Origin of the sequence: Pandoraea vervacti (genome assembly GCF_000934605.2) — a bacterium.
Classification (GTDB): domain Bacteria; phylum Pseudomonadota; class Gammaproteobacteria; order Burkholderiales; family Burkholderiaceae; genus Pandoraea; species Pandoraea vervacti.
The window spans coordinates 2,182,372-2,206,539 of sequence record NZ_CP010897.2; the positions used below are offsets into that span (position 1 = coordinate 2,182,372).

Consider the following 24,168-nt stretch of genomic DNA (forward strand, 5'->3'; position numbering starts at 1 on the left):
GTGGGTGTCGTATGAAGAATGGGGGCTGGCCATGGGCCGGGTGCGGCGGTGCGCGTCAAGCGGGGTGACGAACGCAAAGACCGTATTATAACGGTGCGCGGAAGTGCGCGGGAGAGGCCCGGCCTAGCGGGCAAGACGCGAAGCGTCTCGGCGCTTATCAAGGAAGACGACCGGCGTTGCGCCGGTCGGTCGGCGGGTTCGGGCGCTGGCCGAAGGACGGGCGCAGCGCCGACTCAACGGCACATCCGAAAACTCAGGGGCGAGGCGACCCGCTGGAGCGCTTGGACAGCGCGAGGCGAAGCAGATCGGCGACCGTGTTGACGTTCAGCTTCTCCATGATGTTGGCGCGGTGCGCCTCGACCGTCTTGATACTGATGCCCAGATCGTCGGCGATCTGTTTATTCAATCGACCTGCGATGATGCGTTCCAGCACCTGATGCTCGCGGCTGGTGAGCTTCCTGAGCAATTCTTCTGCGGCTTGTTGTTCTCGATGGCTGCTCGCTTCCTGACGAGCCTTCGACAACATCTTTTCGACCTGCAGGCGCAGTTCGGCTTCGTCGAAAGGTTTCTCGATGAAGTCCATGGCGCCTTTCTTCATCGTTTCGACAGCCATCGGCACATCGCCATGGCCCGTCACGAAAATGATCGGAAGATTGATGTTTTGCTCAATCAGCGCGTCCTGGAGTTCCAGGCCGCTCATGCCGGGCATGCGTACGTCGAGAATCAGGCAGCCCACCAGATTGCTCGGCCGGTTGCTTTGCGTGACGTCAGCGCAAAACCGCAAAAAATCGTCTGCACTGCCAAATCCTCGCACGTGATAGCCGTTGGCTTCCAAAAGCCAGCGAAGCGAGTCGCGGACCGCCTCGTCGTCATCGACGACAAAGACAGTTTCTTGATCAGTATTGATGTTGGGTGTCGTCATAGTCCTCCCCCGGATCCGGATGTCGTATCGCTTTCTAACGGTAACAGAATACAAAAAGTACAACCATTCCGCACGCCGTCGTTTTCATTGTTTTCTACCCACAGACGGCCGTGGTGCGATTCGATGATCGAGCGGCAGATGTTCAGGCCCATGCCCATGCCGTCCGATTTCGTGCTAAAGAACGGTTCAAACAGTCGTTCGATCGTTGCCTCGTCGACGCCTGGTCCATGATCGGACACTTGGAACTCGATAGACTTATCACGCCGTTCTACATGTAAACGGACGGTCGGATCACGGCGTTGACCGGGCGGCGGCGTGTACCCGTGCATGGCCTCCGCAGCATTCTTGAGCAAGTTCATGAGGACTTGCTCGATCAGCACCGGGTCGACATTGATCTGTGGCAGTCCTGCCGGAAGTTCCGTCACGATGCGAATGCGACGTTTGCGGGCCTCAATCTCCGCCAGGCCGACCGCGTCCGCCACGATTTCATAGATGGACGAGGGTTGACGCTTCGGTTCGCTGCGTTTCACAAACGCGCGAATGCGTTTGATGATCATGCCGGCGCGAACCGCCTGCTGGGACGTTTTTTCGAGGGCGGGTAGCAGCGTTTCCGGCGATGTCCTTCCCGCTCGCACCAGCGCAGCGGTGCCCATGCAATAGTTATTGATCGCCGCGAGCGGCTGGTTGAGTTCGTGAGCAAGGGAGGACGCCATTTCGCCCATCGTCGTCAGACGTCCCGTAAATTGCAGTCGCTCTTCTTCCTGACGCGCCAGTTCTTCCGCGTGACGACGCGCCGTAATGTCCGTGGCAACCTGCAATTGCGCGAGGTGCCCATCCACCCACTGAATGTACTGGCGTCGGACTTCGAACCATTTCTGATGCGTCGGCAGGTAAATTTCCTGCGTTTCCGCGGCCGTGTCCGTCAGCGAAGCGGCGGGCAGGCCGGCGAATGCGTCGACCATGTCGATGTGATCGAGCGAGGTCGGAGAAAGCTCTCCGCCGCCCGACAGTTCGAGGTGGCCTTCCGGTCGTGTGCCGAACAATTGCCGGTAGTAGCGGTTGGCGAAGAGCAGCTCGGCCTTGTCGACGGCGAGCACGGACACCGATGCATCAAGGCTCTCGAGCACGGTCGTGAAACGCTCATGGGCGGCGGCGAGTTCCTCGCGCGCTCGCTTGGGCTCGCTGATGTCGGTCAGTGACGACATCCAGCCCGTCTGGCGGCCATGCGCATCCACAAGCGGCGAGACGAACATGCGGGCGTAGAAAATCGTGCCGTCCTTGCGCTGGACGCGAATCTCGAAGCCGTGCGATGGTGCTTTGCCGCGCAACGTCATATCGATGCGGCGCTGCATCTCGTGAATGTCGTCCTTGGGCCAATAAGGATAGGGCGGCGCACGGTTCATCAGATCGGGTTCGTCCCAACCCGTCATTCGGCAAAATGCCGGGTTCACGTACGTGATATGCCCTTGAAGATCGAGCACCCGCATGCCGATCACGATGGAGTTTTCCATCGCTCGGCGGAATGACGTCTCGTTGAACAGCGCCTGTTGCGCTTCGAATCGCTGGCGGGTGTGGCGCCAAAGACTCCATAAACTCCAAAGCACGAAGCACGACAAGCCGGCGATAAGCCAGACCAGCGTGTTGTTCACGAAATTGCCGACGGCGGGATAAGAGTAGATGCGCACCGCCAGGCTGTGTCCCGGCGGGTCAAGCAGCAATTCATAAGACACGTCGCGGGGCAACGGCGGTCGCGTGGACGTGGTGGCCAACTCGTTGTTGTGCGTGTCGATGAACGACACTTTGAACTTGTCGCCCAACTCCTGTGGAAGCTCGTGGATCAGCAAGCCCTCGACGGAATACACCGCGCTGATCGTGCCGAGAAATTCCCGCTCTCGCAGCACGGGCACTTGCACCACGATGTAACTGGCGCCCGAAGCGTCGTAGATGAGCGTGGAGTACGCGGACCGGCGTGAATCGCGTGCTGCGCGAAACGCGACGAGCAGTTCGTCCTCCATCGGATGCTGCGCGGAGCCTTGCAGACGCGAGGCGAAAGGGGAGTCCGCCGGGACTGCCCACCTCGGCCGTTGCGAGGCGTCCAGCCAGTTCATGAAGACAATGTCTGCATGATTCTGCATCAGCTCGCTTGCCGTATTCTGGAAATGCGCGATGTCCTGCGGTTTGGCAGCAGTATCGCGGGCAAGGGAACTGATCTGGTCCTGAATGGCCAGCATGTTCAGGCGTATCTGCTGCTGCGCCCACGCGACGTTGCGATAGAGCGTGTCCTGCTGCTGCTCCGTCTCCCGGCGATTCAGGCTCCAGAGGATCAAACTCATGACCACGAGGAAGATCACAATGGAGACGAGCGGCACCAACAAGTAGTAGTGCGACTCCGCGAACCCCTGCAACCAGCGGTTGGAGCGGGCGGGCGTGGCAGCGGACCGGGACGGTGGGGAGGAGTTTGCGAGGCGTGGCGAAAGCATGGCGAGATTGTAGCGCAGGCCGGCATGTTTCCCGCTGTCATAGTGGGAGGCACGCCGCTTTTCGGAAGTGTCCGATCTTTTTGGTAAGAAGGCCGCTCAAAGTCGCCGTGAGACCGATCGGTACGGCAGAAATCCGTGGTCTGATGATATCGGCAACCCATTGATTTTATGTGCACTGCAGCAGAATTCCGTATTATGAAAATTGCTATCGTAATCTGAAATTTCGCTTGCGAAGGCAGGAATATCCTTCGTACAATGCCCCGGTAAAAAATGCCGGTAGGCCCGTCCATGAAGCGGGTTACGACCATTACGCCAACCCGCTAACGACAGACAAGGAGACACCATGTCCGCCGTACCTGAAGAAGCCCTGAAGATCGTATCCCCTGCGGACGCCGATCCCCAAGAAACGCAAGAATGGCTGGCCTCGCTCGAAGGCGTGCTGGCTGCCGAGGGACCGGAGCGTGCACACTACCTGCTCGAGAAGCTGATCGAATTCGCTCGCATCAACGGCGAACACCACCCGTTCTCGGCCAACACCCCCTACATCAACACCATCCCCGTTGACCAGCAGGCGCGTATCCCGGGCGATCAGGACATCGAGCACAAGATCCGCTCGTACACGCGCTGGAATGCGATCGCGATGGTGCTGCGTGCGGGCAAGGACACGAACGTTGGCGGACACATCGCCTCGTTCGCCTCGGCCGCAACGCTTTACGACGTCGGTTTCAACCATTTCTGGCACGCCCCGTCCGACAAGCACGGCGGCGACCTGGTGTTCGTGCAAGGCCACTCGTCGCCTGGCGTCTATAGCCGTGCGTTCCTGCTCGGTCGACTGGAAATGACCCAGCTCGAGAATTTCCGTCAGGAAGTGGATGGTGGCGGTTTGTCGTCGTACCCGCACCCGTGGCTGATGCCGGACTTCTGGCAGTTCCCGACGGTGTCGATGGGCCTGGGCCCGATCATGGCGATCTACCAGGCGCGTTTCATGAAGTACCTCGAGTCGCGCGCGATCGTGAAGACCGAGGGCCGCAAGGTTTGGGCTTTCCTTGGCGATGGCGAGACTGACGAGCCGGAATCGCTGGGTGCGATCGGCATGGCAGGGCGGGAGCAACTCGACAACCTCGTGTTCGTGATCAACTGTAACCTGCAGCGCCTGGACGGCCCGGTGCGCGGTAACGGCAAGATCATCCAGGAACTCGAATCGGAATTCCGCGGCGCAGGCTGGAACGTCATCAAGGTGATCTGGGGCAGCCGCTGGGATTCGCTGCTCGCTCGCGACAAGCAAGGTCTGTTGATGAAACGCATGATGGAATGCGTAGATGGCGAATATCAAACGTACAAGTCGAAAGACGGTGCGTACGTTCGCGAGCATTTCTTCAATACGCCGGCACTCAAGGCCATGGTGGCCGACTGGTCGGATGAGGACATTTGGGCCCTGAACCGTGGCGGCCACGATCCGCACAAGATCTACGCCGCCTATCAGGCCGCCACGACCCACAAGGGGCAGCCGACCGTCATCCTCGCCAAGACCATCAAGGGCTATGGCATGGGTGAAGCCGGTCAGGCCATGAACATTACCCACCAGCAGAAGAAGATGCCGGTGGAGTCGCTCAAGAAGTTCCGCGATCAGTTCAAGCTGCCGATCTCTGACGACCAGATCGCCGACGTGCCGTATCTCAAGTTCGAGGAAGGCTCGAAGGAACTGGAATACATGCGTGCGCGCCGTATGGAGCTGGGCGGTTACCTGCCGCAGCGCCGCACCAAGGCGGCTTCGCTGCCGGTGCCGGCACTGAGCGCGTTCGATGCACTGCTCAAGGCCACCGCCGAAGGCCGTGAAATTTCCACGACGATGGCGTTCGTGCGCATTCTCAACGTGCTGCTCAAGGATAAGGCGCTGGGTCAGCGTATCGTCCCCATCGTGCCGGACGAATCGCGTACCTTCGGCATGGAAGGTCTCTTCCGCCAGATCGGTATCTGGAGTCAGGTCGGCCAGCGCTACATCCCGCAGGACCAGGACCAGCTGATGTTCTACAAGGAATCTGAGAATGGCCAGATTCTACAGGAAGGCATCAACGAAGCTGGCGGTATGTGCGACTGGATCGCTGCCGCAACGTCGTATTCGACGCACGGCGAGACGATGATCCCGTTCTACATCTTCTATTCGATGTTCGGCTTCCAGCGTATCGGTGATCTGGCCTGGGCGGCCGGCGATATGCGCGCTCGCGGGTTCCTCGTGGGTGGCACGGCCGGACGTACGACCCTGAACGGTGAAGGTTTGCAGCACGAAGACGGTCATTCGCTGCTGTGGGCGTCGTCGATTCCGAACTGCCTGCCTTACGATCCGACGTTCGCCTATGAACTCGCCGTGATCGTGCAGGATGGTCTGCGTCGTATGGTGCAGGATCAGGAAGACGTGTACTACTACCTGACGGTGATGAACGAAAACTACGCACACCCGGCGATGCCGGAAGGTGTGGAGAACGACATCCTGAAAGGCATGTACGCATTCCGCCGCGGTACCGACAATGCCAAGGCGCCGCGCGTGCAACTGCTGGGTTCGGGCACGATCTTCAACGAAGTGATTGCTGCTGCCGAGATGCTCAGGAACGATTGGGGCGTGGAATCGGATCTGTGGAGCTGCCCGAGCTTTACGGAACTGGCGCGCGAAGGCAACGACGTGGCCCGCCACAATCTGCTGCACCCGACCGAGACGGCCCGTCTGTCGCACGTCGAGAAGTGCCTCAACGATACGCGTGGTCCGGTCATCGCTTCGACCGATTACATCCGTACGTATGCAGAGCAGATTCGTCCGTTCGTGCGTGGTCGTTATGTGGTGCTGGGCACCGACGGTTACGGCCGCTCGGATACGCGCGAAAAGCTGCGTCACTTCTTCGAAGTTGATCGTAACTGGGTGACGGTCGCTGCCCTCAAGGCGCTCGCCGACGAAGGCACGCTGCCGGCCAGCAAGGTTGCGGAGGCGATTGCCAAGTACAACCTGGATCCGAATAAACCCAACCCGATGACCGTCTAAAGGCACGCTACGTGCAGCGCGCGTCTGCCCGCCGCCCCCCAGCGGCGGGCGGGCGCGTGGCGCACGTCAGGCGCAGCCCAGAGGAGACTGTGGAAAATGAGTCAAGTGATCGAAGTGAAAGTCCCGGACATCGGTGACTTCAAGGACTTGCCCGTAATCGAAGTGCTGGTGAAGGCGGGCGACAAGATCGACGCCGAGCAAGCCCTGATCACGCTGGAGTCGGACAAGGCAACGATGGACGTACCGAGCCCTGCCGCAGGCGTCATCAAGGCGCTCAGTCTGAAGGTGGGCGATGAAGTGTCCGAAGGTTCTCTCATCCTGACGCTCGAGACGGCGAACGGCTCGGGCGCGCAAGCCAACGGTGCTGCTGCGCCGGCGGCTGCACCTGCCGCCGCGCCGCAGGCCGCGTCGGCACCGGCACCGGCACCGGCACCGGCTGCAGCATCGGCTCGGGCCCCGGCGGCTTCGGGAGGGACGAGCAAGATCGAGGTGAAGGTGCCGGATATCGGCGGTTACGACGACGTGCCCGTGATCGAGGTGCTGGTGAAGGTGGGTGACACGGTCACTGCCGAGCAGTCGCTCGTCACGCTGGAGTCGGACAAGGCGTCGATGGACGTGCCGAGCCCGGCAGCAGGCGTGGTGAAGGAACTGAAGGTGAACGTCGGCGATAAGGTCTCCGAAGGTTCGCTGATCCTCGTGTTGGAAGGGACTGCCGCGGCGTCCGCTGCCCCCGCGAAGGCTGCGCCAGCCTCGGCCCCGGCCCCGGCCGCTCAGGCCGCAGCCGCGGCCCCGGCTCCCGCTCCGGCTCCCGCCCCCGTGGCGGCAGCGCCTGCTGCCGCAGCGGGTAGTCAGCCGATCAGCCATGCGAGCCCGTCGGTGCGCAAGTTCGCGCGCGAACTGGGCGTCGATGTCACGCAAGTGAAGGGCACGGGGCCGAAAGGCCGTGTGGTCGTCGAGGACGTGCGCAACTTCGTCAAGAGTGCGCTCGCGGGCAACCGCCCTGCGGCGGCAAGCGCAGCACCGGCCGGTGGCGGCGAGCTCAACCTGTTGCCGTGGCCGAAGGTCGACTTCGCGAAGTACGGACCGGTCGAGCCGAAGGCACTGTCGCGCATCAAGAAGATCTCCGGCGCGAACCTGCATCGCAACTGGGTGATGATCCCGCACGTCACGAACAACGACGAAGCCGATATCGGCGAACTCGAAGCGTTCCGTGTGCAGTTGAACAAGGAAAACGAAAAGGCCGGCATCAAGGTGACGATGCTGGCGTTCGTGATCAAGGCCTGCGTGCTGGCCCTGAAGAAATTCCCGACGTTCAACGCGAGCCTCGACGGCGACAACCTTGTCTTCAAGCAGTACTTCCACATTGGATTTGCTGCCGACACGCCAAACGGTCTCGTGGTGCCGGTCGTTCGCGACGCCGACAAGAAGGGCGTGTTCGAGATTGCTCGCGAAACGTCGGAGTTGGCGAAGCTCGCGCGCGAAGGCAAGCTCAAGCCGGACCAGATGCAAGGTGGCTGCTTCTCGATTTCCTCGCTTGGCGGCATCGGCGGCACGACATTCACACCGATCATCAACGCACCGGAAGTGGCTATTCTGGGCCTGTCGCGCTCGTATCAGAAGCCAGTGTGGAACGAGAGCAAGCAACAGTTCCTGCCGCAACTGACCCTGCCGCTGTCGCTGTCCTACGATCACCGCGTGATCGACGGCGCGGAAGCTGCGCGCTTCAATGCTTACCTGGGCCAGCTGTTGGCGGACTTCCGTCGCGCGATGCTGTAATGGCACGGGCCGCCTCGCACGCATGAGCGTACCGGCGGCTCGCGCAAGCTTCTGGATTCTGGACGGGGAGGGCAGCATGACCACCGTAGTCGTCGTCAAGAAGGCGGGCGAGATCGCCATTGCCGCTGATTCGCTCGTCACATTCGGCGACACGCGACTCTCGCAATCCTATGAAGAGAACCGCAAAGTTTTCCTCGTGGGCGATTCGTATGTCGGTCTGGCGGGCACGACGGCTCACTTTCCGGTGATGCGGGCCATTCTTTCCGGGATGGCGGACGAATGTCGTCTGCATTCGCGCGACGAAGTCTTTCGCACGTTCTGTCGCGTCCATCAGAAGCTCAAGGAAGAGTATTTCCTCAACACCAAGGAAGAGGAAGACGACCCGTATGAGTCGTCGCAGATCACCAGCGTGATTGCGAATCCGACAGGGATCTACGGGGTGTATTCCTACCGGGAAGTGTTTGTTTTCGATCGGTTCTGGGGGATCGGTTCAGGGCGCAATTTCGCGCTCGGCGCCATGTATGCCCTCTACGACCAGGATCTGAGCGCACGTGCCATCGCCGAAGCGGGCGTCAAGGCCGGGGCCGAATTCGACAAGAGTTCGTCCGGCCCGTTTCAGGTGCATGCGTTTCCGATCGATACCACCATCAAGTCATAAATGCGACAGGGAGACCCCGCATGAGTCTCATTGAAGTCAAAGTGCCGGACATCGGCGCAGAGGGCGTGGATGTCATCGAAGTGATGATCAAGCCCGGCGACAAGATCGCCAAGGATGCGTCGCTCATTACGCTGGAGTCCGACAAGGCCTCCATGGAAGTGCCGTCTGAAGTGGCAGGTACTGTCAAGGAAGTGAAGATCAAGGTCGGCGATAAAGCCAGCGAAGGTACGCTGATCGCGATCGTCGAATCCGAAGACGCCGCCGCTGCCAAGCCGGCAGCCCCGGCTGCAGCGCCCGCTGCTGCGCCCGCACCGGCACCTGCAGCGGCGCCGAGCGCCCCGGCTCCCGTGGCCGCCAAACATACCGGTGCGGCCGATATCGAATGCGAAGTGCTCGTACTGGGTGCGGGACCTGGCGGCTACTCGGCGGCGTTTCGCAGCGCAGATCTGGGTCGCAAGACGGTGCTCGTCGAGCGTTATGCCACGCTGGGCGGTGTCTGTCTGAACGTGGGCTGTATCCCATCGAAGGCACTGCTGCACACCGCAGCGGTGCTCGAAGAGGCACAGTCGCTTGGCCATCACGGCATTTCCTTTGCGAAGCCGCAAGTCGACCTCGACAAGCTGCGCGCCTACAAGGAAAGTGTGGTCGGCAAGCTGACCAGCGGTTTGGCCGGAATGGCCAAGATGCGCAAGGTCGAAGTCGTGCACGGTGTCGGCGCGTTCCTCGACGCCAATCACGTCGAAGTCGTCGACAAGGATGGCAACAAGCGTGTCGTGAAGTTCGCCCAAGCGATCATCGCTGCCGGCTCGCAAGCCGTGAAGCTGCCCTTCCTGCCGGAAGACCCGCGCATCGTCGATTCGACCGGCGCGCTCGAGCTGCGTCAGATCCCGAAGAAGATGCTCGTTATCGGTGGCGGGATCATCGGTCTGGAAATGGCAACGGTCTATAGCGCACTTGGCGCCGAGATCGATGTCGTGGAAATGCTCGATGGTCTGATGCAAGGCGCTGACCGTGATCTGGTCAAGGTCTGGCAGAAGATGAACGAAAAGCGCTTTGGTCGCGTCATGCTCAAGACCAAGACGGTGGGCGCCGAAGCGAAGGCCGACGGTATCTACGTGAAGTTTGAGGGCGAAGCCGCCCCGGCGGACGCGCAGCGCTACGACCTCGTGCTGGTGGCCGTGGGCCGCAGCCCGAACGGCAAGAAGATCGGTGCGGAGAATGCGGGTGTGGTCGTGGGCGATCGCGGGTTCATTTCGGTGGACAAGCAAATGCGCACGAACGTGCCGAACATTTTCGCCATTGGCGATATCGTCGGTCAGCCGATGCTCGCGCACAAGGCCGTGCACGAAGCGCACGTGGCAGCGGAGGCCGCCGCTGGCGAGAAGGCCTACTTCGACGCGATCCAGATCCCGTCGGTTGCCTATACCGATCCGGAAGTGGCCTGGGCGGGCAAGACGGAAGACCAACTGAAGGCCGAAGGCGTGAAGTACGGCAAGGCGGTGTTCCCGTGGGCGGCATCTGGACGCGCTATTGCGAACGGTCGTGACGAAGGCTTTACCAAGGTGCTGTTCGACGAGGAGACGCATCGCATCGTGGGTGGCGCCATCGTCGGCACGCATGCGGGCGACCTGATCGGCGAACTTTGTCTGGCCGTCGAAATGGGCGCGGACGCGGTGGACATTGGCAAGACGATCCACCCGCACCCGACGCTGGCCGAGTCGGTCGGCATGGCTGCAGAGATCTACGAAGGTGTGTGCACCGACGTGCCGCCGCCGCGCAAGAAGTCATAAAGCGGCTTCGCTCGCGCGAGCCATGCGGTCGAGAAGCCGTCATTCCGAAAGGGATGGCGGTTTTTTTGTCGCCAGTCGACGGGCAATCGGGGCAGTGCAGGAAGGGGAGGCATGCCCCAAAAAGAAAACCCGGCGCGAGGCCGGGTTCGAAAGGTACCTGCGGTACCGAGGAGACAACTGAGTGTAGCTACCGCTTGGGTTGCGAGCGCAACGGGCACAGCGACAAACCGTTAGCGTCCCTCGTCAAGGCAGGACGCGCTCGATTACTTCTTGGCGCTGGCAGCACGCGAAGCCTGAGCCGCTGCCTTCGATGCGACGTTGGTCGCGGCAGCGAAGTTCGTCTCGGCGATTTCCACGGCTTGCTTGGTCGCCTTCTGGACGCTGTCAAATGCGCTGTTGGCGGCGGACAGTGCCGACTTGGCAAGCGCTACGGCCGACTCCGAACCGGCCGGGGCGTTCTTGGCCAGATTGTCGAACAGCGCTTGCACATTCTGCGAGCCTTCGGCCAGTTGAGCTTCGGCCACCTTGGTCACTTCGGCTTGCGTCGACGAAGCGATTTCGTACAGGTGACGGCCGTAGGCGAGGGCCTTTTCGGCTGCCGGTTGAACGAGGTTGGCTTGCAGAGCGAGCAACTCTTGCGCATCCTTCACTGCGAATGCCTTCTGGGCGGTCGAAGCGGATTCGGCCAGCGATGCCTTCACGGCTTGCAGGTTCAGCTCGACCAGCTTTTCAACGCCTTCGAAGGCTTTGTTGGTCAGGCCAAACAGGGTTTCCAGATTGGCTTTGTGGGCGGCTGCGAGTTGCTCGGGGGTCAGAAACGACATGGCGTTCTCCTATGATGTCAAACACAACATATGGACCCGCTCCGTGTTCGCTCGTTGGTTCTCACCTTATGGCGGTGAAACCACGGTTGGGGCCTTCTCAAATTCGGTGCAATCCTTTTTGTGCATCGCACAATTGCTAGTGTAGAGATATTTTTGCGGCTGTCAAGTGATTTTTGTGCGGTGCACAAATTCAATAAAAGCTTAAAAAATCAAAAACTTGGGATCCCGTGGCAGATGCTGAGCGTCGCATCGCGACGCGCCTTCAGGACGCCGGAAAACCTTGGTGGATGCGGCTTTGCGGCGGCATTTTTTCCTTGGTCTGCACTGAATTAGTGCCTCCGCGCGCGTCCCCGGGCGGTGGTACTATCCATTCGTTCCGGCACTGGCGGGACGGTCACGCGAATCTGGCAAGCGCTTGTTTAGAGCGCTGCCTCACGCGCGCCGCCCGCCAGTGCCGCTGTCATTCAACGCGCTCTCGCACGCCGCTCCCACTGGCCATCTGCATCGATGCAAGCGTTTTACAGCGATCATTTCGTGCTTCCGTTGCCGCCCGGACACCGGTTCCCCATGGAGAAGTACGCCCGTTTGCGAGAACGCGTCGCACGCGAACTGCCGGACGTCGCATTGGCTGAAGCGTTACCTGCCGATGACGCCATGCTCGTGAGAGCCCATTCGCAGGCATACGTGGCGCGCGTAAGCGCGGGTGAGTTAGATCCGAAAGAGCAACGCAGCATCGGTTTTCCGTGGTCTGCCGAGATGGTGGAACGCTCACGCCGCTCGGCAGGCGCGACGGTGGCCGCGTGCCGCGCAGCCCTTGTCGATGGCGTGGCGGCGAATCTGGCCGGTGGCACCCATCACGCATACGCCGACCGCGGCGAGGGTTTCTGCGTTTTCAACGACGCGGCCGTGGCTGCCCGTGTGATGCAGGCCGAACTCGGGCCGGGCACGCGAGTGGCGATCGTCGATCTCGACGTGCATCAGGGGAACGGCACCGCCGCGATTTTCGAGCGCGACCCGAGCGTTTTCACGCTGTCGCTGCACGGCGAGCACAACTATCCGTTCCATAAGGCGACCGGCGATCTCGACGTCGCGTTGCCGGACGGCTGCGGCGATGACGAATACCTCATCGCGCTCGGTCACGCCCTGACGGACCTCTTCGCGCAGTTCAACCCGTCGCTGGTCATTTATCTGGCAGGTGCCGATCCGCTGGAAAACGACCGTCTCGGGCGGCTTGCCCTTTCCCATGACGGTTTGCTTGCCCGTGATCAACGTGTGCTCACGGCATGTGCCGAACGCGGGTTGCCGGTCGCCATCGCCATGGCGGGGGGCTATGGCCGGGATATCGATCAGACCGTTGCCGCGCACTTCGCCACGATCCGTCTTGCGAGCCGGTTTGCGCGTACGCAGCGTCGCGAATCTCGGGCCTTTGCAGCGGGTGCCCTCGTATGAGTGAGCGCCGAACCCTGCCGCCACACGCCTCGAACGCCGCCAACATGAGAAGTGAAACGAAGCACGAGCGCGGTGCGATCTGGGCCGCGACCATGCCCTGGTGGTTCGTGCTGATCTGGAGCACCGGCTTCATCGTCGCCAAATATGGCATGCCGAACGCCGAGCCGCTGACGTTTCTTGCGTGGCGCTTCGGTTGCACGCTGGTCGTGATGTTGCCGGTGGCGTTGCTCACGCGCACGCCGTGGCCGAAGCGTGGGGCAAGTGTCGCTAATACCGCTACTACCGCTACTACCGCTACTACCGCTACTACCGCAAATATCTCCAATACCGCCGATGCGATCAACGCCGCCAGCGCCGCACGTCTCGACTGGCCGTTACTCGTGCATCTGGCTGTCTCCGGCATTCTGATCCAGGCGGTGTACCTCGGCGGCGTCTGGGCGGCGATCAAGCAGGGTGCGCCGGCGGGGCTGGCGGCGCTGATCGTCGGCATTCAACCATTGTTGACGGCACTCTTTGCTCGCGTCGTCGGTGAGCCGGTTTCGCGGCGCCAGTGGCTCGGCTTGTTGTGCGGGTTCATTGGTGTCGGACTGGTGGTCGCGAACAAGGTAGGCGTTCGCGGCGTAGGGGCGGGGACGGTGGCGCTATGCGTCCTGAGCCTGGTCGCGATCACCGCAGGTACGCTGTATCAGAAGCGTTACTGCGCGCAATTCGACTTGCGTGTAGGCACGGTAGTGCAGTTTGGCGCCGCCTTTGTGGTGACGCTACCCGCCGCATGGGCGCTGGAAACGATGGCGGTGCGCTGGAATGCCGAGATGATCGGCGCGCTGGCCTGGTCGGTGCTGGCCCTGTCGATCGGGGCGATCTCGCTGCTGTTTGTGCTCATTCGCCATGGCGCGGCGACCAAGGTTTCGAGTTTGATGTACCTGACACCCCCGACGACTGCCGTCATGGCATGGCTGCTGTTCGGCGAAACGCTCTCGCCGTTGAGCGCGGCCGGTATGGTTGTAGCCGCCCTGGGCGTCGCGCTTGTCATCGAACGGCGAGCAGCGACGAGCGTGCCGTCTGCGCCGTCTTCATCACCTCCCTCGCCACCGTCCTCTGCGCCATAAGCGCGGCCTCGCCATGCGTGTCCAGTGGTTTTTTGTTGTGAGTCGACGTTCATGAAACACCCACCTTCGCGCGCAGACACTGCGTCTTCGATCAACGACACGGCGGCAGCGTCGCATGTCCAGTCGGGGACTGGGGAAAGTACGCATCCCGTCTCTGTCAACGACAAAGCAGGGTTGCGCGTGGAATATGTCGACGAGGCGATTCGTAGTCGACGCTCGATCCGGGCCTATTTGCCGACACCGGTGCCGCAAGCCACCGTGGCGGAAATACTCTCGGTCGCGTCGCGCGCGCCGTCCGGCAGCAACATTCAGCCGTGGCAGACGTACGTACTGACTGGCGACGCGCTGAAACGATTGACGACGCGTTTGCTGGAAGCATTCAATGATCCTGCCCAGCGAGTGACGCATCAGGAGGAGTATGCGTACTACCCGCGCGAGTGGACCGAGCCATATCAGGCCCGACGTCGCAAGGTGGGCTGGGATCTGTATGGGCTGCTTGGTATCGGCCGCGAGGACAAGGTGCGCATGCACGGTCAGCATGCACGCAACTTCACGTTTTTCGACGCGCCAGTCGGGCTGCTTTTCACCATCGACCGGCATCTGGAACAGGGAAGCTGGCTGGACTACGGCATGTTTTTGCAAAGCGTGATGGTGGCGGCGCGGGCTCGCGGGCTCGACACTTGCGCCCAGGCGGCATTTGCTACGTTTCATCAGGTGATTGCTTCGGAACTGCGTTTGCCTCCGACACGGATGGTGGTGTGCGGCATGGCAATGGGTTACGCGGACCCGAACGCCGTGGAAAACGGACTCGTCACAGAGCGTGCGCCCCTCGATGAGTGGGCGCATTTTTTGACTTGAAGCCCCATGGAGTTTGCGTTATTTGGCAATAATTGGCAAATGTGTAAATCGCCGCGTTGCGTTGCACAAAACTGCCAGATGCCGGTTTAAGTATTTCAGCTAAGTCATTCATATTGCTTATTTTTTCGGAAGTTACTAAACTTCTCCCAAACTCGTTGCCTGCCAACCTCACGCTACTCCCAATCTATGTACGCGATCACCACCCTTGCGCGTCTGTGCCGCTCCCGCCTCTGGGGTGCTGCCGTCGTGGCGATCTCGCTCGCCGCCGGTACCCCGGTAGTCGTTCACGCCGCCGGTAAGACGAGCGAATGCTCGCCCAAGGCGGCCAAGACTGCCGCTCAGAAACGCGCGTGCGCGAGCCCCAAGGCGACGAAGGCTGTCGTCACTTCCAAGTCCGGCGCCAAAGGTGCTGCCGCCACGCCTGCTGCTCGTGAAGTCAAGAGCGCCAAGGCTGGCGGCAAAGCGCGCAAGCTCGCGACCGTCGACGACGACGGACCCGCAGCAAAAAAGGTTGCCGTCAAACGTGTCGTCTACAAGAACGGCAAGCGCCGCGTCGTGACGTCGTATCGCACCGTCAACTTTGCACCGCAAGCGCCGGAGCGTCTGTCGACGGGCCGCGCTTTTGGTCTGCATGAAACGCCTGACGCGCTCGCGCTGCGTTCGTCGGTCGCTTATGTCGTCGACGAGCGCACCGGCGAATCGCTGTTCGACAAGAACTCGCAAGCCGTGCTGCCCATCGCCTCGATCTCGAAGCTGATGACCGCCATGGTGGCGCTCGATGCGGGCATTCCCATGACCGATGTCATGGAAGTGACCGACGAAGATCGCGACTACGAAAAGGGCACGGGCTCGCGCCTGTCGGTCGGTTCGCGACTCTCGCGCGAAGACATGCTGCACATTGCTCTGATGTCATCGGAGAATCGCGCGGCGGCTGCCCTGTCGCGTTACTTCCCGGGCGGTCGTCCGGCGTTCCTCGCCGCGATGAACGCGAAAGCGAAGCAACTGGGCATGAACGACACGCACTTCAACGACCCGACCGGGTTGTCGAGCCAGAACGTGTCGAGTGCGCGTGACCTCGTGAAGATGGTCAAGGCAGCGTACCAGTATCCGGTGATTCGCCGTTTCTCGACGGACAGCAATTACGATGTGAACACCGGGCGTCGCGAATTGCATTACGTCAGCACGAACCACCTCATTGGGCATTCGGGCTGGGAAATCGGGCTGCAGAAGACGGGTTACATCAACGAAGCGGGTCAATGCCTCGTGATGCAAGCCAACGTCGATGGTCGTCCGGTGATCATGATTTTGCTGGACTCGACCGGCAAGTACTCCCGCTTTGCCGATGCCACGCGCGTTCGCAAGTGGCTGATGGAAGGCGGCGGGGCGACCCCGCAGCGCACGGCAGGCACCACACCGACCGCGCAGGTCGCGACCAACAACGGACACGCGCTGTAATTCGTGCCATAAGTCGTGATGCGTTAGCCGTAGCCCCAGCGGTCTGCGGAAATGGAAAGGCGCTCCCGAGGGAGCGCCTTTTTGTTTTCACCGGCGACGGGCTTCGCACATTCCGCGTAGCTTGCGCGTGACGTGACATCGGGAGGCGGGGGCAAGGCCGAGCCCATCCAGTGCGCCACAGTCATTTCCCGCGGCCTAATCACTCCGCCGTTGCAACGTGCGACATGCCACCGCCAGCGTCGGGGCTCGGTGCATGAAATCCGAGCGACGACGAAATTTGCAGCGCCGTTTCGTTCAGATTCGCGAGCCAGGCGTCTTGCAACCGGTCGGCAGGGGCAGAGAGCGAGAGCCCTGCCACAAGCTTGCCGCTGTCGTCGTAGATGCCCGCAGCGATGCACCGCACGCCCAATTCAAGCTCTTCGTTATCCCGCGCGTAGCCCGACTTGCGCACGTGCGTCAGTTCGCGCTCGAGCTTTTGCAAATCCGTGATGCTGTTGCGCGTATGGCCCGACAGACCGGTGCGAGTGGCGTAAGCGCGTACGCGCGACGCTTCGTCGGCGGCAAGGAACAACTTGCCGACCGACGTGAGGTGCAGCGGCGCATGGCCGCCGATGGCGCGCACCACCTGCATGCCGGAGCGTTCGCTGTAGGCGCGTTCGATATAGACGATTTCGTCGCCCTGACGCACCGACAGATTGACCGTCTGCCCGGTAATGCGATGCAGCCCTCGCATGGGCGTGAGCGCCGCGTCGCGCACGGAGAGTCGGGCCTTGACCAGATTGCCGAGTTCAAGCAACCGCATGCCGAGACGATAAGTCCCTGGATCGCAGCGATCGACAAAGCGACACGCCACCATGTCGTTCAGGATCCGGTGCGCCGTGGACGGATGAAGTTCGGTGGCCTGCGCCAACTCCTTGAGACTCACGGGATCGGCATGTCCGGCCAGCGCATCGAGCAGACGCATCATGCGCTCGATTACCTGAATGGACGTGCGCGATTCCGCGCCTTGACTGATGTCGTCTTTCATGAGGTGGGGCCGAGTTTCGTATAGCGTCGATTTTATATCATATGGTGAAAAATTCGCACCCCTTGCGTAGAGGAGTTCTGCGAAAAGCCGAGGATTGTTGTCACTTCCACAGAGGGTGCGTCGAAGTTGCAGTATCTGCGTGCCGAAACCGAAAGTGGCCGGAATCGGCAGCCGTTAGCATGCGTCCGTACTTCATCAACGACGCGAGGGTCACTCGTCGTAGCGCGAGCGGTCGGCGCGTCTCAACGGAGGTGTTGCGCATGTTCGGGTATGTGTACGCACCGGCGGTTGCGAAATGGCCTGTGAGGCAAAAGCGGGTGCAAGTCGACGCCGTCAGTCAGACCGGCGCGAGGTCGTCGATCGCCGAAAAACGCGCGGAAATCGCCGGCAGGTTCGCCAGTATCGCGAACGCCAGATCGCGTCTGGGGATGAGCACCCAGGATATCGGGGAGTTGGGGGCGGCGTTCGACAAGTCGTACAGGAAGGCGACGTCCGGCTACTGGAAGGGCGGACTGTGGGATGGGTGCTGGCGCTATCCATCGTCCATCGGGCAACACGGCGCGTACTCGCGGGTGCGCGATCAACTCGACGTTCGTCATCCGGATCGACTGACGCCGTCCGCCCGCCGGTTCCGGGAAATTCTGGAGCGCCTGAACGAAGTGCTGATCAAGGAGGAGGAGGCGATTGGACATTGCGAACGAATTTGTGATCGCGCCGCGAATCTTGCGCGCGACACGTTTGTCAGCCCGTCCGACGAGCGTGCGGCGTATGCCGGCGTCAAGGCGGACTGCTCGGCGCTTATCGCGCAGACCAGTCGGTGTCTTGCCGATGCCCGTCGGGCGGTGGGACTCGCGTCCAAACAGGTCTGGCCCGACAAGAAGCACTATGGCAAACGATTTTCGCTCTCGGGTGGCCTGTATCTGGCGGCGGCGACTGTTGCGGCACTGGCGCTTGCGAAGGTAGGCCTGGCCATCGCGGTCATCGGATTCGCCGTGACGATGCTCATTCGTATCGTGAGTCTGGGCAGCATTCGCGGCTTCGATCGCGAGCGCGGCTGGAAGGCGACCGAGAGCATGCTGGAGTCGACAAAGCAATGGTTGAGGAATGAGGAGACGGAAATGAGAACGTATCTGGAAGGGATTCAGGCAAGCGCTTCGCAACGTCTGGACGACATGATGTGGGACACGCTGGGCGTGCTCAAGGACGGGCAGCAGGACACGATGCGTCGGCTCGATCAGCTTGAGAGCACCACCGCCCGGCAGTTCGCATCGCTGGAGATGCGGCTGAGCAATCGGATCGATGGCATCGAGCGCCGATTCGACGGTCTCGACGGACGAATCGATCGGGTGGAAAACCGCCTCGACAGTCTCAGCGAAAAGTTCGATGTCATGAGAGCGGACCTGCAGCGGGTCATCGCCGCGCAGGACGCCCATTCTTGCGGCAGGCAGGTCGCGACAGCCGGCGCAGGCGCCTCCCGGTCTGCGAGCCGCCCGCCTCCTGAGCGTGCGAACTCGTGGGGCTACTACAGTCAGCATCCGACGCATCGGGTGTAAGCGCTCGCGCGATATGCGGGAATCCACGCTGGGCCGGTTCGGCCCAGCGACTTATAATGGCGCATTATTCCCGAAAAGAGGATTCCCCCAATGCGCGTCGGACTGTTTGTCACGTGTCTGATCGACATGATGCGGCCGGAGATTGGCTTTTCCACGCTCAAGCTGCTCGAGACAGCCGGCTGCGAAGTCGTGATTCCCGATTCCCAGACCTGTTGCGGCCAGCCGGGGTACAACTCCGGCGAGCGGGCCATCGCCCGCGATCTCGCGCAGAAGTTCCTCGACGAATTCGAGTCCTTCGATTACGTCGTCGTCCCCTCGGGATCGTGCGGCGGCATGGTCAAGGCGCATTACGGTGATCTCTTTGCCGACGATCCGGAACTCATGGGTCGCTACGAGCGCTTGCGCCCGCGGGTGTACGAGCTCACCGACTTCCTGGTCAACGTACTGCACATCGACACGGTGCCCGGCGACTACAACGGCGAAGTGACGTATCACGATTCATGCTCCGGCCTGCGTGAGCTTGGCGTCAAGTCGCAGCCGCGTGCGCTGCTCGCCAAGATGCCGGGCGTGAAGGTGACCGAGATGAAGGACTGCCAGGCGTGTTGCGGCTTTGGCGGCACGTTTGCCCTGAAATACGGCAACATCTCGACGGCCATCGTCGACGAGAAGTGCGCCAATATCGCGGCAAGCGGCGCCCCGGCCGTCGTGCTCGGCGATCTGGGCTGCATGCTGAACATCGAAGGGCGTCTGCGCCGCACGGGCGACACCAAAACGCGCGTGCTCCACATTGCGCAGGTGCTCGCCGGCGATGCGTAATCGCGGCCTCATGCTTGCGGTCCTCCCGATCATCCGATCCGTGCACGTGCTCGCGTTCGCGTGCCCGGTCAGTCTCCACCTCTCGTGAGTTGCGATGCAAGTTCAATCGATGCAATTCAAGGCGCGCGCCGGGCAGAAGCTCGCGGACCAGCGCCTGCAGGCCAACCTCAAGAAGCTCTCCACAAAGTTCGTGACGGCGCGCGCCGCCGCCATCGAGGAAATCGACTTCGAGGCCACGCGTGAGGCGCTCAAGGAGCGACGCAATCGCGGCATCGAAAATCTCGATGTGTGGCTGGAAATCTTCGAGCGCGAAGCCACGCGGCGCGGCGCAACGGTGCTCTTCGCCGAGTCCACGCAGGACGCGGCACGCCTCATTGCGGAGATTGCGCGCAAGCACGACGTGAAGAAGGTGATCAAGTCGAAGTCGATGGTCACCGAAGAGTTGCAACTCAACAAGGTGCTCGCCGACATGGGCGTGCAGTCCGTGGAAACGGACCTCGGCGAATACATTCTTCAGATCAATGACAACGAACCGCCGTCGCACATCATTGCGCCGGTCGTGCACAAGGACAAGGACGAGGTCGCCGACCTGTTCGCGCGTGTGCACCAGAAGCCGCGTCTGACGGAGATTCCGTTGATGACGCGCGAGGCGCGCGAGATGCTCCGTCCGCAATTCCTGTCGGCGGACATGGGGGTGACCGGGGGCAACTTCCTCGTGGCCGAGACGGGGTCGGTCGCCGTGGTGACCAACGAAGGCAACGAGGGCATGTGTACGATCATGCCGCGCGTTCACGTAGCGGTGACGGGGATCGAGAAGGTCCTGCCTACGCTCGAAGATCTGGCCACGGCCATGCGTCTTCTGCCCCGCTCGGCGACGGGGCAGGGCACGTCGAACTATTTCTCGCTGCTCACCGGCACTCGCGCCGAGGGCGAAGTCGACGGTCCCGACCACATGTATTTCGTGCTGGTCGACGGCGGGCGCTCGGGCCTCATCGGCGGCGCGTTCCAGGAGATGCTGCGTTGCATTCGTTGCGGTGCTTGCATGAACCACTGCCCGGTGTATCAGAAGATCGGCGGGCATGCGTATGGTTGGGTGTATCCGGGGCCGATGGGCTCGGTGCTGACGCCGAGCTATGTGGGGCTGGAGAAGACGCTCGATCTGCCGCAGGCTGCCACGTTGTGCGGTGAGTGCAATCGCGTGTGTCCGGTGGGAATTCCGATTTCCGACTTGCTGCGCAAGCTGCGCGAGCGGCAGGTGGATCGGGGGCTGCGGCCATGGCAAGAACGTGCGGCGTTGGCGGCGTGGGCCTTTGCGGCTCGACGTCCGCGACTGTACGCAGCGCTCTCCGGCCTTGGATCCTGGGCACTCAAGCGCATGGGGCGCGATCGCGGCAGTATCTCGAAGCTGCCCTTTGCGGGCGGCTGGACCGATACGCGGGAGATGCCGGCGCCGAGCGGCAAGACGTTCCGTGCCATGTATCGCGAGCGTCGCGCACCGCGATAAATCGTGAGTCCGGCACGTGCGCCGGACGTATCGGTCGACCGCCGTCGAATGAAAAAAAGCTGGCCTCCCGAAGGAGCGCCAGCTTTTTTTGCGTCCGCAGCGTAGCTGCCTTGGCGGTCTTAACCGTCTTAATGGTTCCCCGGCGCCGCTCAGGTGCGCGCGGGCAACGCGAGACGCTTTTCGATGCGTCGTTGCAACGCCGACAATCCCGTCGACAGGACCCAATAAATGGCGGCACACGCCAGGTATAGCGGCAGGGGCTGATACGTCGAGGCGATCACTTCCTGTGCAGAGCGCAACAGCTCCGTCACGGTGATGACCGAGACGAGCGACGTGTCCTTGATGAGACTGATCAGACTGTTGCCAAGGCTCGGCACGGCGATCCGCAGCGCCTGCGGTGCAATGATGTAACGCAACGTTTGCCAGTACGACAACCCCAGGCTATACGCGGCCAGCCACTGGCCGCGAGGCATGCCTTCGAGCGCACCCCGCATGCTCTCGGACAAATAGGCGCCGACATTCAGGCTGAGCGTGAGCACGCCGGCCGGCGTCGGTTCGAGCGAAATGCCAATGCCGGGCAGGCCGTAATAGATCACGAAGATCTGCACCAGCAGCGGGGTCCCGCGCATGATGCTGACGTAGGCCCGCGCAATCGCGCGCAGCACCCGCACCTTGCCGATGCCCATGACCGCGACAAGAATGCCGATCGCCAGGCCGAACACCATCGACATCAAGGCAAACTTGATCGTGAGCACGGTGCCCTGCAACAGCACTGGCAAGGACTGGGCAGCAAGTTCGAATGGATTCATGGGGGGATGTCTGATGAAGTGTCGTGAAGCAGAAAGACGACGGCCGGCATTCGCGAAATGGGCGAGATGCCGGCCGGGGTGACGCCTTCGCGACCCGATGCCGCGCGACCTGCATGAAGTCGTGCGGCCGGTACGTGAAGCACGTCGCTACGCGGCTTGCGTATTTACTGCGCGGGCTTGGACGTGTCCTTGCCGAACCACTTCTGCGCGAGCTTGGCGAGCGAGCCGTCCTGCTTCATGCCCGTCAGAGCGTCGTCGATGGCCTTGGCGAATTTCGGATTGCCCTTGCGGAACGGAATACCGACTGCCTGATTGGTGCCGGGCAGCACTGCCCCGGCTTCGAGCGGCAGCTTCGCGTTTTCAAGCAGGTACGCCATCATCAACTGGTCGTTGAGCGCCGCGTCGACACGGCCGGCGGCGAGGTCGGCGAGATATTCGGGCGCGCCCGGATAGGTCCGCACGTCGATCCCCGGCACGGCCTTGGCCATCTTGTCGTAGTTGCTGCCCAGGCTCACGCCAAGCTTGTGTCCCTTGAGCGCGTCGAGCGTCTTGAACTCGCGCTTGTCGTCCTTGCGGCGAATCAGCTGTGCCGCCGAATACGTGTAAGGCTCACTGAAGTCCAGCGACTTCTTGCGCTCGTCGGTGATTGCGACCTAATTGACGATGACGTCGAACTTGCCGGCCTGAAGCCCGCCGATGATGCCGCTCCATTCGGTGGTGACGAACTGGGGTTTCACGCCGAGTCGCTGGGCGACGGCCTTGGCGACATCGACGTCAAAGCCGTCGAGCTGTCCGGACTTGTCGCGATAGTTGAAAGGCGGATAGGTGCCCTCGATGCCGATCTTCAGGACGCCCGCAGACTTCACGGTGTCGAGCAGGTCGGCCGCGCGGGCGGGGGAGGTGCCGATCAGCGCGGCGGCAGCCAGCGGAACGAGGCAGAGCGTCTTGAGCCAGGATTTCATGATGTCTGGTTTTTCCCTGTGTCGATGAATGGGACGCAGCGCCTGGTCGGTCAGACCGTGCGCAGCGCTTGCACGCATTCTCGCACCAGCTCGGGGCCGCGGTAAATCAGGCCGCTGTACACCTGGACCAGACTGGCGCCGGCATCGAGCTTGGCCTGCGCGTCGGCGCCCGACAGGATGCCGCCTACGCCAATGATCGGCAGGGCGCCGCCCAGTTCGGTGGCGAGCGCGCGGATCACGCGATTCGACGCATCGAACACCGGGCGTCCCGACAAGCCCCCGGTTTCGCTGGCATAAGGCAGGCCGGCAACGGCTTCACGCGAGAGCGTGGTGTTCGTGGCGATCACGCCATCGAAGCCATGACGCGTTAGCGTGCCGGCGATGACTTTGATCTGTTCGTCGTCGAGGTCCGGCGCGATCTTCAGCGCGATCGGCACGTATTTGCCGTGGCGATCGGATAGCGCGCGCTGCTTGTCCTTGAGCTTGCCGAGCAGGGCATCGAGTTCGTCGCCGCCTTGCAGTTGACGCAGGTTCTTGGTGTTGGGAGACGAGATGTTGACCGTTACGTACGTGGCGTACGGGTAGACCTTTTCGAGGCAGATGAGGTAGTCGTCGACAGCGCGCTCTATCGGCGTGTCGGCGTTCTTGCCGATGTTCAGGCCCAGCGGCCCCTTGTAGCGAGCCGATTGCACGTTTTGCAGGAACTGCTCCACGCCGCCGTTGTTGAAGCCCATCCGGTTGATGATCGCTTCGGCTTGCGGCAGACGGAAAATGCGCGGCTTCGGATTGCCGGCTTGCGCTCGCGGCGTGACCGTTCCCACTTCCACGAAACCGAAGCCGAGCGCTGCGAGGCCGTCGATGCAACTGCCGTCCTTGTCCAGACCCGCCGCGAGGCCGACCGGGTTCGGGAAGCGAATGCCCATGACCGTGCGCGGGTCTTCGGGCAGCGTCTGACCGACGAGACCGGCCAGGCCGAGCGAGGCGGCGCCGCGCAGCGTGGCCAGTGTCAGATGGTGGGCTTGTTCGGCATCAAGACAGAACAGGGCGCGGCGAGCCAGAGGATAGAGGGGCGCAAGCACGATGTCGGGGTCGGCAGAATCGGAAAGTCGCCATTTTACCGGTATCCCGGCGCCGAAGCGTGTCTT

At 61.9% G+C, this 24,168-nt stretch carries 17 protein-coding genes and 1 pseudogene; 11 read left to right on the forward strand and 7 right to left on the reverse strand.

Annotated elements, in window-relative coordinates:
* Window positions 1–253 precede the first annotated feature (253 nt).
* Together UC34_RS09890 and UC34_RS09895 are read right to left on the reverse strand one after the other, a co-directional pair.
* Window positions 254–922, reverse strand: coding sequence for a response regulator transcription factor (locus tag UC34_RS09890; RefSeq protein WP_044455399.1), 669 nt, complete (start codon window positions 920–922; stop codon window positions 254–256).
* On the reverse strand, window positions 919–3,402 hold the full coding sequence (locus UC34_RS09895; protein WP_044455400.1) for a PAS domain S-box protein: 2,484 nt from the start codon (window positions 3,400–3,402) through the stop codon (window positions 919–921). Before UC34_RS09895 ends, UC34_RS09890 begins: the two co-directional genes overlap by 4 nt.
* Window positions 3,403–3,745: 343 nt before the next feature.
* Here UC34_RS09895 and aceE point away from each other — a divergent pair, with 343 nt between their 5' ends.
* The 4 genes from aceE to lpdA all read left to right on the forward strand — a co-directional run bounded on the left by aceE (window position 3,746) and on the right by lpdA (window position 10,657).
* Window positions 3,746–6,433, forward strand: coding sequence for a pyruvate dehydrogenase (acetyl-transferring), homodimeric type (gene aceE, locus UC34_RS09900; RefSeq protein ID WP_044455401.1), 2,688 nt, complete (start codon window positions 3,746–3,748; stop codon window positions 6,431–6,433).
* 96 nt (window positions 6,434–6,529) lie between these two features.
* A complete protein-coding gene (aceF, locus tag UC34_RS09905) occupies window positions 6,530–8,209 on the forward strand; it encodes a dihydrolipoyllysine-residue acetyltransferase (protein ID WP_044455402.1) in 1,680 nt (559 codons plus the stop codon).
* A gap of 76 nt (window positions 8,210–8,285) precedes the next feature.
* Window positions 8,286–8,867 (forward strand): Ntn hydrolase family protein, encoded by a 582-nt coding sequence (locus tag UC34_RS09910; protein ID WP_044457978.1) that lies wholly within the window; start codon window positions 8,286–8,288, stop codon window positions 8,865–8,867.
* 20 nt (window positions 8,868–8,887) lie between these two features.
* Window positions 8,888–10,657, forward strand: a complete 1,770-nt coding sequence (gene lpdA / locus UC34_RS09915) for a dihydrolipoyl dehydrogenase (protein WP_044455403.1) — start codon at window positions 8,888–8,890, stop codon at window positions 10,655–10,657.
* 263 nt (window positions 10,658–10,920) lie between these two features.
* Here lpdA and UC34_RS09920 read toward each other — a convergent pair whose 3' ends face one another.
* Window positions 10,921–11,481 carry a phasin family protein gene (locus tag UC34_RS09920; RefSeq protein WP_044455404.1) on the reverse strand — a complete coding sequence of 187 codons (561 nt, stop codon included), beginning with the start codon at window positions 11,479–11,481 and terminating at the stop codon, window positions 10,921–10,923.
* A 507-nt stretch (window positions 11,482–11,988) separates the two neighbouring features.
* On the opposite strand from UC34_RS09920, the gene UC34_RS09925 reads away from it, so the two are divergent.
* The 4 genes from UC34_RS09925 to pbpG all read left to right on the forward strand — a co-directional run bounded on the left by UC34_RS09925 (window position 11,989) and on the right by pbpG (window position 16,352).
* A complete protein-coding gene (locus UC34_RS09925) occupies window positions 11,989–12,930 on the forward strand; it encodes a histone deacetylase family protein (protein ID WP_044455405.1) in 942 nt (313 codons plus the stop codon).
* A 44-nt stretch (window positions 12,931–12,974) separates the two neighbouring features.
* Complete coding sequence (locus UC34_RS09930; protein ID WP_044457979.1) at window positions 12,975–14,039, forward strand: DMT family transporter; 1,065 nt, start codon at window positions 12,975–12,977, stop codon at window positions 14,037–14,039.
* A gap of 51 nt (window positions 14,040–14,090) precedes the next feature.
* The gene (locus UC34_RS09935) at window positions 14,091–14,897 is read left to right on the forward strand and encodes a nitroreductase (protein WP_084070514.1); all 807 of its coding nucleotides are present in this window, start codon (window positions 14,091–14,093) and stop codon (window positions 14,895–14,897) included.
* Window positions 14,898–15,083: 186 nt separating this feature from the next.
* The gene (gene pbpG, locus UC34_RS09940; RefSeq protein ID WP_044455407.1) at window positions 15,084–16,352 is read left to right on the forward strand and encodes a D-alanyl-D-alanine endopeptidase; all 1,269 of its coding nucleotides are present in this window, start codon (window positions 15,084–15,086) and stop codon (window positions 16,350–16,352) included.
* Window positions 16,353–16,551: 199 nt separating this feature from the next.
* Here the strand turns inward: pbpG and UC34_RS09945 are convergent, their stop codons facing one another.
* Window positions 16,552–17,379, reverse strand: a complete 828-nt coding sequence (locus tag UC34_RS09945) for an IclR family transcriptional regulator (RefSeq protein ID WP_150625935.1) — start codon at window positions 17,377–17,379, stop codon at window positions 16,552–16,554.
* Window positions 17,380–17,807: 428 nt separating this feature from the next.
* Here UC34_RS09945 and UC34_RS09950 point away from each other — a divergent pair, with 428 nt between their 5' ends.
* The 3 genes from UC34_RS09950 (at window position 17,808) to UC34_RS09960 (ending at window position 21,252) form a co-directional block, all read left to right on the forward strand.
* Window positions 17,808–18,932 (forward strand): hypothetical protein, encoded by a 1,125-nt coding sequence (locus UC34_RS09950; RefSeq protein ID WP_157123127.1) that lies wholly within the window; start codon window positions 17,808–17,810, stop codon window positions 18,930–18,932.
* A 90-nt stretch (window positions 18,933–19,022) separates the two neighbouring features.
* Complete coding sequence (locus UC34_RS09955) at window positions 19,023–19,748, forward strand: (Fe-S)-binding protein (RefSeq protein WP_044455409.1); 726 nt, start codon at window positions 19,023–19,025, stop codon at window positions 19,746–19,748.
* 94 nt (window positions 19,749–19,842) lie between these two features.
* Complete coding sequence (locus UC34_RS09960) at window positions 19,843–21,252, forward strand: lactate utilization protein B (RefSeq protein WP_044455410.1); 1,410 nt, start codon at window positions 19,843–19,845, stop codon at window positions 21,250–21,252.
* Between the two features lie 149 nt (window positions 21,253–21,401).
* Here the strand turns inward: UC34_RS09960 and UC34_RS09965 are convergent, their stop codons facing one another.
* The 3 genes and pseudogenes from UC34_RS09965 to UC34_RS09975 all read right to left on the reverse strand — a co-directional run bounded on the left by UC34_RS09965 (window position 21,402) and on the right by UC34_RS09975 (window position 24,102).
* Window positions 21,402–22,061, reverse strand: a complete 660-nt coding sequence (locus UC34_RS09965) for an amino acid ABC transporter permease (protein WP_044455411.1) — start codon at window positions 22,059–22,061, stop codon at window positions 21,402–21,404.
* Window positions 22,062–22,225: 164 nt separating this feature from the next.
* Window positions 22,226–23,023, reverse strand: a pseudogene (locus UC34_RS09970) (transporter substrate-binding domain-containing protein).
* Between the two features lie 50 nt (window positions 23,024–23,073).
* A complete protein-coding gene (locus tag UC34_RS09975; protein WP_044455412.1) occupies window positions 23,074–24,102 on the reverse strand; it encodes a quinone-dependent dihydroorotate dehydrogenase in 1,029 nt (342 codons plus the stop codon).
* Between the last annotated feature and the right edge of the window lie 66 nt (window positions 24,103–24,168).